Source organism: Sphingosinicella sp. LHD-64 (assembly GCF_031157375.1).
Classification (GTDB): domain Bacteria; phylum Pseudomonadota; class Alphaproteobacteria; order Sphingomonadales; family Sphingomonadaceae; genus Allosphingosinicella.
In genome coordinates this window covers 199,123-211,127 of record NZ_JAVIFV010000001.1, presented here as the reverse complement: position 1 = coordinate 211,127, position 12,005 = coordinate 199,123, and the positions used below count along the sequence as shown (strand labels likewise).

12 protein-coding genes and 1 tRNA gene are annotated in these 12,005 nt (G+C 66.8%); 12 read left to right on the top strand and 1 reads right to left on the bottom strand.

Features of this window, described 5'->3' with window-relative positions; genetic code table 11:
• Window positions 1–48 precede the first annotated feature (48 nt).
• Both RCO27_RS01055 and RCO27_RS01050 read left to right on the top strand, forming a co-directional pair.
• Window positions 49–303 carry a hypothetical protein gene (locus tag RCO27_RS01055; RefSeq protein ID WP_309000787.1) on the top strand — a complete coding sequence of 85 codons (255 nt, stop codon included), beginning with the start codon at window positions 49–51 and terminating at the stop codon, window positions 301–303.
• Window positions 304–321: 18 nt separating this feature from the next.
• Window positions 322–1,953, top strand: coding sequence for a recombinase family protein (locus RCO27_RS01050; protein ID WP_309000786.1), 1,632 nt, complete (start codon window positions 322–324; stop codon window positions 1,951–1,953).
• Here RCO27_RS01050 and RCO27_RS01045 read toward each other — a convergent pair.
• Window positions 1,921–2,010: transfer RNA gene (locus RCO27_RS01045), tRNA-Ser, on the bottom strand. The two genes, RCO27_RS01050 and RCO27_RS01045, sit on opposite strands and share 33 nt — an antisense overlap.
• A 111-nt stretch (window positions 2,011–2,121) precedes the next feature.
• Between RCO27_RS01045 and RCO27_RS01040 the strand changes: the two genes are divergently transcribed.
• The 10 genes from RCO27_RS01040 to mazG all read left to right on the top strand — a co-directional run bounded on the left by RCO27_RS01040 (window position 2,122) and on the right by mazG (window position 11,996).
• A complete protein-coding gene (locus RCO27_RS01040; protein WP_309000785.1) occupies window positions 2,122–3,168 on the top strand; it encodes a lytic murein transglycosylase in 1,047 nt (348 codons plus the stop codon).
• Between the two features lie 29 nt (window positions 3,169–3,197).
• The gene (locus RCO27_RS01035; RefSeq protein WP_309001886.1) at window positions 3,198–4,373 is read left to right on the top strand and encodes a D-alanyl-D-alanine carboxypeptidase family protein; all 1,176 of its coding nucleotides are present in this window, start codon (window positions 3,198–3,200) and stop codon (window positions 4,371–4,373) included.
• Between the two features lie 73 nt (window positions 4,374–4,446).
• The gene (tmk, locus tag RCO27_RS01030) at window positions 4,447–5,070 is read left to right on the top strand and encodes a dTMP kinase (protein ID WP_309000784.1); all 624 of its coding nucleotides are present in this window, start codon (window positions 4,447–4,449) and stop codon (window positions 5,068–5,070) included.
• Window positions 5,067–6,053 carry a DNA polymerase III subunit delta' gene (locus RCO27_RS01025; protein ID WP_309000783.1) on the top strand — a complete coding sequence of 329 codons (987 nt, stop codon included), beginning with the start codon at window positions 5,067–5,069 and terminating at the stop codon, window positions 6,051–6,053. Before tmk ends, RCO27_RS01025 begins: the two co-directional genes overlap by 4 nt.
• 47 nt (window positions 6,054–6,100) lie before the next feature.
• Window positions 6,101–7,660: a methionine--tRNA ligase gene (metG, locus tag RCO27_RS01020; RefSeq protein WP_309000782.1), complete on the top strand. Its 1,560-nt coding sequence runs from the start codon at window positions 6,101–6,103 to the stop codon at window positions 7,658–7,660.
• A 60-nt stretch (window positions 7,661–7,720) separates the two neighbouring features.
• On the top strand, window positions 7,721–8,902 hold the full coding sequence (locus tag RCO27_RS01015) for a TIR domain-containing protein (RefSeq protein ID WP_309000781.1): 1,182 nt from the start codon (window positions 7,721–7,723) through the stop codon (window positions 8,900–8,902).
• Between the two features lie 42 nt (window positions 8,903–8,944).
• Window positions 8,945–9,718, top strand: coding sequence for a TatD family hydrolase (locus tag RCO27_RS01010; protein WP_309000780.1), 774 nt, complete (start codon window positions 8,945–8,947; stop codon window positions 9,716–9,718).
• Window positions 9,719–10,483: an MBL fold metallo-hydrolase gene (locus tag RCO27_RS01005; RefSeq protein WP_309000779.1), complete on the top strand. Its 765-nt coding sequence runs from the start codon at window positions 9,719–9,721 to the stop codon at window positions 10,481–10,483.
• Window positions 10,480–11,175: a TIGR02281 family clan AA aspartic protease gene (locus RCO27_RS01000; protein ID WP_309000778.1), complete on the top strand. Its 696-nt coding sequence runs from the start codon at window positions 10,480–10,482 to the stop codon at window positions 11,173–11,175. Before RCO27_RS01005 ends, RCO27_RS01000 begins: the two co-directional genes overlap by 4 nt.
• A 47-nt stretch (window positions 11,176–11,222) precedes the next feature.
• On the top strand, window positions 11,223–11,996 hold the full coding sequence (gene mazG / locus RCO27_RS00995) for a nucleoside triphosphate pyrophosphohydrolase (protein WP_309000777.1): 774 nt from the start codon (window positions 11,223–11,225) through the stop codon (window positions 11,994–11,996).
• Window positions 11,997–12,005 lie beyond the last annotated feature (9 nt).

Sequence of the window (12,005 nt, the reverse complement as noted above, 5' to 3'; positions counted from 1 at the left end):
CGCGACAGAGGCTTTGCATGAGGCGCGGGCGCGACGCAGCCTGTCGGGATGGCCCTTGCCCGCAAAGCCCAACGTCGCACCAATCGCTACCGGGCGGAATGCCCGGATGACCTGTTCGACTATGCCGCGCGGCCAGTCGGCAGCGTCCGTCCCTGCACGGGACAAAACCCGAAGGACGATCTTTCGACCTGGACCGTCACCGACGACTGGCCCGAGCGTGTGCCGGTCACGAGTGCGGAAGTGGACGTGTTCGAGGCATGGTTCGGCGACGTTTTCGACGAGTTGTTCGGGCCGTGCCGATGATGTGAGGAGTTTGCTGCCATGACCGTGCCTCTGCGCGCCGCCCTCTACCTGCGCGTCTCGACGGCGCGGCAGGCCGAGCATGACGTGTCGATTCCCGATCAGCGCAAACAGGGCGAAGCCTATTGCCTGTCGCGGGGATTGGAGCTGGTCGATACCTTTGTTGAGGCCGGCGCGTCGGCGACGAACGACCGGCGGCCCGAGTTCCAGCGCATGATCGAGGCGGGGACCAGCAAGCCCGCGCCGTTCGATGTGGTCGTGGTCCACAGCTTCTCGCGTTTTTTCCGCGATCACTTCGAGCTGGAGTTCTACGTTCGCAAGCTCGCCAAGAACGGCGTCAAGCTGCTCTCCATCACCCAGGAGATGGGCGACGATCCGATGCACGTCATGATGCGCCAGATCATGGCGCTGTTTGACGAGTATCAGTCCAAAGAGAACGCCAAACACGTCCTCCGTGCGCTCAAGGAAAATGCGCGGCAGGGATTCTGGAACGGCTCGCTGCCGCCGATCGGCTACCGCGTCGTCGATGCCGAGCAGCGCGGCGCGAAGATGAAGAAGAAGCTGGAGATCGACCCGCTCCATGCCGACACGGTGCGGCTGGCGTTCAAGCTGGCGCTGGAAGGCGATGGCACGTCCGGCCCGATGGGCGTGAAGTCGATCACCAAGCACCTCAACGAGCGCCGTATCTTCACGCGCGACGGTGGCCGCTGGGGCATCGGCACCGTGCATCGGATGCTGACCCGGCCGACCTATATCGGCCGGCACGAGTTCAACAAGCGCGGCAAGAGCAAGGAATTGAAGCTCGCCGAGGAAGTGATCGCGGTGGAGGTTCCGGCGATCATCGACCAGCCCACGTTCGATGCGGTGCAGGCGCATTTGAAGGCGCGCAATCCGAAGGTCGCCCATCCGCAGGTCGTGGGCGGCCCGACGTTGCTCACGGGCCTGATCCATTGCGGGAAGTGCGGCGGCGCGATGACGATTCGCACCGGAAAGGGCGGCCGCTATCGCTATTACACCTGTTCGATGAAGGCGCGGCAGGGCGCGACCGCTTGCGAGGGTATGACTGTCGCGATGGAGCGGCTGGACGATTTGGTTGCGAACTATTTGGCTGAACGGCTGCTCGATCCCGACCGATTGGAGGACGTGTTGGCGGAGGTTCTAGATCGTCGGCAGGAACGAAGCGGCCGCCGGCGTGAGCACATCGCGGAGCTGAACCGGCGCGCCGCCGAGACGGAGCTGCGTTTGAAGCGGCTCTACGACGCAATCGAAAGCGGCGTCGCCGATCTCGAAGACTCGGCGCTCAAGGATCGCATCGTCGCCCTGAAGGCGACTCGCGATCAGGCGCGGGCGGATGCCGAGCGGGCCTCGGCCCTCCTGCTAAACTCGGCGCAGCAGGCCATCACGCCGGCCACTTTGCGAAAGTTCGCGTCAACCGCTCGGCGCCGTATCCGCACGGAAGGCGGCGGTTATCGCCGCGACCATCTTCGCGCATTGGCGCAGCGGGTCGAGGTCGATCGTGGCGAGGTCCGCATCATGGGATCGAAGAGCAATCTGCTCCGCGTGCTGGCCGCTAACGGCGTAGCCACGGCGGCGGGCGGAGTGCCCATCGTTGTTCCGAAGTGGCGGATGGGGTGGGATTCGAACCCACGGTGAGCTTGCACCCACGGCGGTTTTCAAGACCGCTGCCTTAAACCACTCGGCCACCCATCCGTTGACCGCGCGATAGCGGCTCTTCGCCGATACCTGCAAGCGGCGCGCCATTCCATCTTTCATGCCGGTGAAAGCTCGTGTCATATAGGCAGCAGCGGTAGAGGGTGGTTCATGCGTATCTTGCGTATCCTGGCAGCGGCGGCGCTCATCAGCGGTTTCTCGGTGGCGCCACCGGTCGCCGTACCGGCTCTGGCGCAAAGCGGGCTCAGTCAGCAGGGTTTCGAGACATTCCTACCGCAGCTGCGCTCGCGCGCGCTGAGGGAAGGGGTCAGCCGCGCCACGATCGATCGGGTCTTTCCGGCGCTCACCTTCTCGTCGCGGACGATCGAGCTCGATCGCGCCCAGCCCGGCGGCGCAGCAGGATCGAGCGCCATCCCGCCTTTCGCGCCCTATCGCGTGCGGCACCTCACCCAGAGCCTGATCGACCGCGGCCGCTCGCGCTATTCCGCGAATGTCGGCCGGCTGAACGAGATCGGCCGCCGCTATGGCGTGCCGCCCGGCGTGCTGGTCGCGATTTGGGGCAAGGAGACGAGCTACGGTTCGATCATGGGCGATTTCGACCTGCTCAACAGCCTCGCCAGCCTCGCTTATGAGGGCCGGCGTCGCGCGCTTTTCACCGAGGAGTTCATTGCGACGCTCAAGATGATGGACCGCGGTTTTCCGCGCTCCGAGCTGACCGGCAGCTGGGCGGGCGCGACCGGTCAGTCGCAATTCCTCCCCACCGTCTACATCCGCTTGGCGGTGGACGGCGATGGCGACGGCCGCGCCGACATCTGGGAGAGTCACCTCGATGCGCTCGCCTCGATCGCCAATTATCTGCGCAATGCCGGCTGGCGGCCGGGCCAGCCCTGGGGCGTCGCCGCGCAGGTGCCGGCGGGCTTCAATCGCGCCGCCGTCGCCAATCGCCTGCGCGCGCCGCGCTGCGCCCCGGTCCATGCCCGCCACAGCCGCTGGCTGACGGTGGCGGAGTGGCGGCGGCTGGGCGTCGTGCCCCTCGGCAACATTCCGAACAATGCGATGGCCTCGCTGCTCGAGCCGGACGGGCCGGGGCGTACGGCCTATCTGCTGACCACCAACTACCGTTCCATCCTCGACTATAATTGCTCGAACTTCTACGCGCTGACGGTCGGCCTGCTGGCCGATTCGATCTCGCGCTGAGCTGTTACTCTGACAGGCCGACAGGAATGATCCGCAAAGCACTGCTTCCGCTTCTTTTTGTTTCCGCACTGAGCCTTCCGGCGCGCGCCGCCGCACCGCCCTTCGATACGCCGGCGCCGATCGCCTACATGGTCGACCTCTCGTCGGGCGCCGTGCTCTATGCCAAGGATGCCGACCGGCGCATCCCGCCCGCGTCGATGGCGAAGATGATGACGACCCATGTCGCCTTCGACCTCATCCAGCGCGGCGAGCTCGATCCCGACGGGATGTGCACGGTCCGCCCCGAGACGTGGCAGCGCTGGCACGGGCCGGCGGCCGGATCGACCATGTTCCTGTCGCCGGGCGAGCAGGTCAGCGTGCGCAACCTCCTGCATGGCATCGTCACCCTGTCGGGCAACGACGCGACGGTCGTCCTGGCCGAGTGCATTTCCGGGACCGAGGCTGCGTTCGTCGCGTTGATGAACCGGGAATCGCGCGAGCTGGGCCTGCAGAATTCCCACTGGGGCAACCCGGTCGGCTGGCCGGACAATGGCGTGACCTACACGACCGCGCGCGACCTCGGGACACTCGCCGCCGCGACGATCCGCGACAATCCGCGGCTTTACCGGGAATATTACAACACGCGCGAGTTCACCTGGGGGCGCACGCTGGGGGGCAACCAGCCGATCGTCCAGGCCAATCGCAATCCGCTGCTCGGACGGGTCGCCGGCGCCGACGGTCTCAAGACCGGTCATACCGAGGAAGCCGGCTTCGGCTTCACCGGCTCGGCCGAGCAGAACGGCCGCCGCATCGTGATGGTCGTCGCGGGTCTTTCGAGCTTCAACCAGCGGATCGAGGAATCGGTCAAGTTCATGGACTGGGGCTTCCGCGCCTGGCAGTCGCGGCCGATCCTGCGCCAGGGGCAGCGGATCGGCGAGGCCCAGGTCCAGCTCGGCAGCGCCGGCGCCGTCGGCCTGGTGGCGCCGCGCAACCTCGCCGTCACCTATCCGTCCGGCCTCGGTCAGGATGTGCGCGCCCGGATCGTTTATCAGGGGCCGATCAAGGCACCGATCCAGCAGGGCCAGCACATCGCCGACCTCGTCGTCCAGGCCGGTGACATGCCGGCGACCACCACGCCTCTTCTCGCCGAAAGCGCGGTCGGCGAGGCCGGCTTCTTCGGCCGCATCTGGGCCGGACTGAAAAGCCTGCTCGGCATGAGCGCATGACAGACAGGCCGTCATGCCCCCGGCATGACTGCGATGTACGGGGTACATCGCACCTGCCTGTCAGGCGTTCATCGTGACCGGCCGCTTCATCACGCTCGAAGGCGGGGAGGGGGTCGGCAAATCCACCCAGGCGAAGGCCCTGGCTGCAGCGCTGCGGGCGCGGGGCGTGGAAGTGGTCGAGACACGTGAACCCGGCGGCAGTCCCGGGGCGGAGGCGATCCGCCAACTGCTGCTCCAGGGCGCCGTCGACCGCTGGTCGGCCGAGGCCGAGGCCTTGCTGTTCGCCGCGGCACGTTCGGACCATGTCGCGCGCACGATCAGGCCGGCGCTGGACCTCGGCAAATGGGTGGTCTGCGATCGCTTCCTCGACAGCTCGATCGCCTATCAGGGCATCGTCGGCCATGTCGGTGCCGATGCGATCCGCCAGTTGCACGAGATCGGCAGCGGCGGCTTCCTGCCGGACCGGACCCTGCTGCTCCAGATGGAAGGGCGCGCCGCCGCGGAGCGCACACGGACTCGCGATACCGAAGGCCCGGACCGGTTCGGCGCGCGCGATTCCGCCTATCACGATCGCATCGGCTTCGCTTTCGAAGTGCTTGCCGATGAGGACCCGACGAGGATCCGCAAGGTGGATGCAGCCGGCACCGCGGCGGAGGTGACTGGGCGACTCGTCGCCGCGCTGGCGGATCTGCTGTGACTCCGCTCCACGGCCACGAGTCCGCCGTCACCGCCTTTCGGACGGCGCTCGACTCCGGGCGGCTGCATCATGCTTGGCTGATCGCCGGGCGGAAGGGCATCGGCAAGGCGCTGTTCGCCGACAAGACGGCGCTGCGGGTGCTGGCAGAAGGGGCGGGATCGGTCGCCGCATCCGGGATCGATGTGCCGGACGATCATCCGACCGCGAAGCTGGTGGCGGCGGGCAGCCATCCGGACCTGATGCGGCTCGAACGGCTGACCCGCGAGAACGGCATCGATCTCGCCCGGTCCATCACGGTGGATCAGGTGCGCGGCCTGCAGCGGCTGTTCACGACAACGTCCTCGCTGTCGCCCTGGCGTGCGGTGGTCATCGACGCGATCGACGATCTGGAGACGGCCGGCGCCAATGCGTTGCTCAAGAATCTCGAGGAACCGCCGCCCAATACCGTGTTCCTGCTCGTCAGCCACGCACCGGAGCGGCTGCTGCCGACGATCCGCTCGCGTTGCCGGGTGCTGCGCCTGTCGCCACTCAAAAGCGACGCCATGGCGTCGGCCCTGCGCGCGGCGATCCCCGATGCGGACGAGGAGGAGATTCTGGCGCTCACGGCGGCCGGGGAGGGGGCACCGGGACGCGCCGTCGCCTGGCGCGGCCTCGATATCGATGCGCTCGATCGGGACTTGGAAGCACTGGTGCGCGACGGCGACCCGGCCAATGCGCGCCGCGCCGCGCTCGCGCAGGCGCTGGCGCCCAAATCGGCGCAGGCGCGCTACGAGGTATTCCTGGAGCGTGCGCCGCAACTGATCGCCGCCACGGCGCGGAACCGCACCGGTCCGGCGCTGGCGGACGCGCTGGCGGCTTGGGAACGCGCACGCAATCTGGCCATGGCCGCGCGTCGCCTGTCGCTCGATCCCGCAAGCACCGTGTTCGAGCTTGCCGGCCTGGTCGCCGCGCTCGCACCCGGATCGGATCGCCGCGCCGCCTGAGAGGACAGGGCTTTATCGCGTGCGACGATACGGCTAGGCGCTCAGCCATGTCCGAGCCCTTCTACATCACCACCGCGATCAGCTACCCCAACGGCCGTCCCCATATCGGCCATGCCTATGAGGCGATCGCCGCCGACGCGATCGCGCGCTTCCAGCGGCTGCGCGGGCGCGACGTCTTCTTCCTGACCGGGACCGACGAACATGGCCTGAAAATGGCCCAGGCAGCGCGCGACCGCGGCGTCGAACCGGCTGCGCTTGCCGAGGAAATGTCGTCCTATTTCCGTGAAATGGACGACAGGCTGAACATTTCGTTCGATCGCTTCATCCGCACCACCGAGTCCGGTCACCACAAGGCGAGCCAGGCGATCTGGCAGGCGATGGTCGATGCCGGCGACATCTATCTCGGCCGCTATGAGGGCTGGTACTCGGTCCGCGACGAGGCCTATTATGACGAGAAGGAGCTCGTCACCGCCGGCAGCGGCGAGCGCCTGTCGCCGCAGGGCACGCTGGTCGAATGGACGGTGGAGGAGAGCTGGTTCTTTCGCCTCTCCGCCTATCAGGACCGATTGCTCGACCATTATCGTGCCCATCCCGACTTCATCCGGCCGGAGAGCCGTCGCAACGAGGTGATGCGCTTCGTCGAGGGCGGCCTTTCCGACCTGTCGGTCTCGCGCACCAGTTTCGACTGGGGCGTGAAGGTGCCCGACAGCCCGGACCATGTCATGTACGTCTGGGTCGATGCGCTCACCAACTACATCACCGGCGTCGGCTACCCTGGCGACACCGAGGCGTGGCGCAAATACTGGCCGGCCGACCTGCACGTCATCGGCAAGGACATCATCCGTTTCCACACCGTCTACTGGCCGGCCTTCCTGATGTCGGCCGGCCTGCCGCTGCCCAAGCAGGTGTTCGGCCACGGTTTCGTGCTCCATCGCGGCGAGAAGATGTCGAAGAGCCTCGGCAATGTCGTCGATCCGAACGACCTCATCGCCGCGTTCGGTGTCGATCCGCTGCGCTACTTCCTGCTGCGCGAGGTGACGTTCGGGCAGGACGGTGGCTACAGCGCCGAGGCGATCACGACCAAGGTCAATGCCGATCTGTCGAACAGCTTCGGCAACCTCGTCCAACGCACCTTGTCTTTCATTTCAAGGAATTGTGATGGCGTTCTGCCCCAGGGAGGCAAGGGCTCCCCGACTGATGCGGCGCTCCTCGGCCAGGTGCGTGATGCATTGCTCGAGGACATGCCCGGCCATTTCGAGGCGCTGGCATTGAGCCAGGGGATCGAGGCCTGGCTGAAGGCCGTGTTCGCCTGCAACCAGTATATCGACGCCGAGGCGCCCTGGACGCTGAAGAAGACCGACCCGGACCGGATGACAGCGGTGCTCGCGACATTGTGCGCGGCGATCCGCGATCTGGCCATTGCGATCCAGCCGGTGATCCCGGCCTCGGCCGCGGCGGTGCTCGACCTGCTCGGCATTCCGGCGGACGAGCGCGACTATGTCGCGCTCGGGGACGGGGACGGCTATGCCCGCGTCGCGGCAAAGGGCGTTGCGATCGCCTCGCCATCGCCGATCTTCCCGCGACTGGAGATGCCCGCGCCCGGCTGATCGGCTTCCCCGGGCCAAGTACACCGTGCTAGGGAGCCTGATCGACAGAAAGGGGCGCCCATGGCCGATGTCGTGATCAGCTACACGCGGGAGAACGAGGCGACGGCCCGGCTGGTGGCCGAGACCCTGGCGAAAGAGGGCTATGACGTCTGGCGCGACGACAGCCCGACAGCGAGCGCGGTAAGCGCGGATGTGATCGCCGGCGAGATCGGCCGCGCCAGGGCGGTGGTGGTCATCTGGTCGGAGGCCGCGAGCGCTTCGGAATGGGTGCGTGCCGAGGCCAATGTCGCGCGCGGGATGAAGAAGCTGGTCCAGGCCACCGCCGATGACCAGCCGCCGCCGATCCCGTTCGACAGCGCGCAGGTCGCCTCGCTCTCGACCTGGCTCGGCGATCCCGGCGATGCGGACTGGCAGCGGGTCCGAAACGGCGTGCAGGCGCTGTGCGGACCGCCCGATTCGGAAAAGACGGTCGTGGCTGCTGCACCGGCTGCGGCCGTCGCGTCACCGCCTCCTGCTGTGGCCGCTGCACCTGCGCCGGCGCCGGAGCCGATTGCGCCGGCATCGGCATCGGCGCCGACTGCGACACCGGTCCGTGGGTCGAAGGGCGGATTGGTCGCGGCCCTAATTGTCCTGTTCGCCCTGCTGGCCGGTGGCGGCTATTGGGCCTGGCAGCAGGGCTGGCTGGACGGGTCGGTTGGGGGAGCGTCGTCGGAGAGCCTCACTGCGACCTTGCCACCGGGGCCGGGCACGCCGTCGGCCGCAACGCCTGCGCCGCAAGCAGGTGGGATGGAGCCGCCCGCCATGTCCGCCCCGACCGAGAATTCGGCCAGCCCGGCCGCGCCGGCGGCCGACGCGCAGTTCACCCAGCAGGCGGTGGTGCGCGCCGCAGACGGCTTCGCGCTGGTGCGCAGCGCGCCGGACGGGGCAGGGCTCACCGTCGCCCGGATCAACGAAGGTGAGGCGTTCACCACCTATCCGCAGCAAGGCGACTGGTGGCGGGTGCGCACGGCGAGCGGCGCAGTGGGCTACATGCTCGCCGCCAGCATCCAGCCAAGCGCGGAAGCAGCCGCGCAGGCCCAGGCCGTACAACATGCGGGCGCCGCCCCGGCGCGCCGGCGTCCGACCGGCCCAAGGATCAACCGGGCGAACTCGGAGAATATGCGGTTGTTCTGCCAGAATGCAGGGCAGGGGACCCCGCAATGCCGTCGCTTCCGCCAGCAGCTGAGGGATCAGCGGCGCTAGGGAGGGTGACGCCGTGACGCCCAGCGACTACATGCGCCTGCGATGTTCATCGATAGTCATTGCCACCTCAACTATAAGGGCCTGGTCGAGGATCAGCAGGCCGTGCTTGCCCGTGCACGGGCGGCCGGCGTGAGCTTCATGCTCAACATCTCGACCCGTGCCAGCGAATGGGACGACGTGATCGCAGTCGCCGAGCGCGAGGATGACGTCATGGCGTCGGTCGGCATCCATCCCCACGAGGCCGACATCCACCCCGATGTCGAGACTGCGACACTGGTCGACAAGGCGACGCATCCGCGGGTGATCGGGATCGGCGAGAGCGGGCTCGACTATTATTACGACCGATCCGACCGCGCGCGGCAACGACAGAGCTTTCGCGCCCATGTCGCCGCAGCACGCGAGACGCAGCTGCCGCTCATCGTCCATACCCGCGATGCCGAGGAGGACACGTACGAGATCCTCGCCGAGGAGATGGGGAAGGGGGCCTATCCCGCGCTGATCCATTGCTTCACGGCGAGCCAGGCCTTTGCCGACAAGGTGCTGGCGCTTGGCCTTTACATCTCGATTTCGGGCATCGTGACATTCAAGAACGCGACGGCGCTGCAGGATGTCGCAAGAACGATACCGGCCGATCGCCTGCTGATCGAAACCGATTCGCCGTTCCTCGCGCCGGTCCCGCATCGCGGCAAGCCGTGCGAGCCAGCCTTCGTGGCCGATACCGCACGCTTCCTGGCCGAGCTTCGCGCCGAGCCGATCGAGACACTCGCCGAAGCCACCAGCGCGAACTTTCGTCGGCTCTTCGCCAAGGCCGTCTGAATGTGGGTCCGCATCCTCGGTTGCGGCACGTCCTCCGGCGTGCCGCGCGTCGGTGACGACTGGGGTCAGTGCGACCGGCACGAGCCGAAGAACCGGCGCCGTCGCGCCTCGATCCTGATCGGCTATGACAAGGCGCGCATCCTGGTCGACACCAGTCCGGACCTGCGCGAGCAGCTCCTCGATGCGCATGTGAGTGACGTCGAGGCGGTGGTCTGGACACATGATCATGCCGATCATTGTCACGGCATCGACGACCTGCGGCAGCTCTATCATGCGCGGGGCCGACCGGTGACAGGCTATGCGCGTGCCCAGACACTGGAGCTGCTCCGATATCGTTTCGGCTACGCCTTCGAAGGGAAGGGCGGCTATCCGGCGGTGGTCACCGGCCATTTGCTGCCCAATCACATCAATCTCGGCGGCATCTCGATGCGGACTGTCGATCAGCCGCACGGCGACATCACGAGCGCCGGCCTGCGCTTCGACGCGGGAGGTAAATCGATTGGATATTCCACAGATTTCAATACTTTGACGGATGACATGGCCTTCCTGTTCGAGGGCGTGGATCTTTGGGTCGTCGATGCGCTTCGCCGCAAGCCGCATCCGACGCATGCTCATCTCGCCGACACGCTCGAATGGATCAGGCAAGTCGGCGCGAAACGCGCTATCCTGACCCACATGGACAACACGATGGACTATCGCACGCTGCTCGGCGAGCTGCCCGCCGGGATCGAGCCCGGCTATGACGGGCTGGAGGTCGCGCTTTGAACGAGGGCGACCAGGCGATCCACGTGATCTATCTGATCGGCGTGCTCGTCATGGTGGTGAGCGCGCTGATGGTGCGGCGCATCCCGCTCGCATCCGGTCTCAAGATGTTCGTCGGCTGGGTGCTGATCTTCGGCGCCGCGTTCGTGATCTTCACGATGAAGGACGAGTTTCTCGCGCTCGGCAACCGCGTGCTGCTCGAGGCGCGCGGCGGCACGGTCGAGGAAGTGGCGGGTCGGCCCGGCGAAGTCCGCGTCCGCCAGGCCTCGGATGGCCATTTCTGGGTCGACGCGGAGGTGAACGGTCGGCAGGTGCGCTTCCTGATCGACAGCGGCGCGACCACGACCAGCCTGTCGCGCGCGGCGGCCGAGCGCGCCGGGATCGTGGTGTCGGGCGGCTTTCCGGCAATGGTCCGTACCGCCAACGGAATCGTCGAGGTCGATCGTGGCCGCGCCGAAACCTTGCGGATCGGGCCGATCGAGCGACGCGACGTCGCCGTCCACATCTCGGACGCGTTCGGCGATCTCAATGTCATCGGCATGAATTTCCTGTCGAGCCTGTCGGGCTGGAGCGTCGAGGGCCGCACGCTCGTCATGCGCTCGGGCAATACGGCTGCGCCGGCTGCGGTGGCGGACGCGACCGCACCGCCGATCGACGAACCGGATTCGCAGGGGGAGAAACCCGCTACGCGCTAGTTCGGCTCCATCTGTATTTTACATAATGTATATTATCGGACTTTTAGATGTCGCTTTCCGACCCTCAATCCCCCCTGGCCGAACTCGTCGCGATCATGGCGCGATTGCGCGATCCCGAGACCGGCTGCGAGTGGGATCGTGCGCAAAGCTTCGAGACGATCGCGCCGTACACGATCGAGGAAGCCTATGAAGTTGCCGACGCGATCGCGCGCGGCGACATGGCCGCGCTTGAGGACGAGCTCGGCGATCTCCAGTTCCAGGTCGTCTATCATGCCCGCATGGCCGAGGAAGCCGGCGCGTTCGCGATCGACGACGTCATAAAATCCATTTGCGACAAGATGATCCGCCGGCATCCGCACATCTTCGGCGAGGCTGGTGCGAGCCCGGGCTGGGAAGCGATCAAGGCGGCTGAACGCGAGACACATGAGGACTCGAGCGCGTTGGCAGGCATCGCCCTCGCCCTCCCCGCCCTCAAGCGCGCCGAGAAGATCCAGCGCCGCGCCGCGCGCGTCGGCTTCGACTGGCCGGACGCGATGGGCCCGCGGCAAAAGATCGACGAGGAGCTGGAAGAGATTGCGCAGGCTCGGAATGACGAGGAGCGCGGGGCGGAGATCGGCGACCTGCTGTTCACCGTGGTCAACTATGCGCGGCACCTCGGCGTCGATCCGGAAACAGCGCTGCGCGAGGCCAATGCGCGGTTCGAACGACGCTTCCGCAAGGTGGAAAGCCTGACCGATAAACCACTGAAAGTCATGACCTTGGAAGAGCTGGAAGCACTCTGGCAGCGCGCGAAGAAAGAGGCTGGCAGCAGTTCATCTTGAACGACGCCG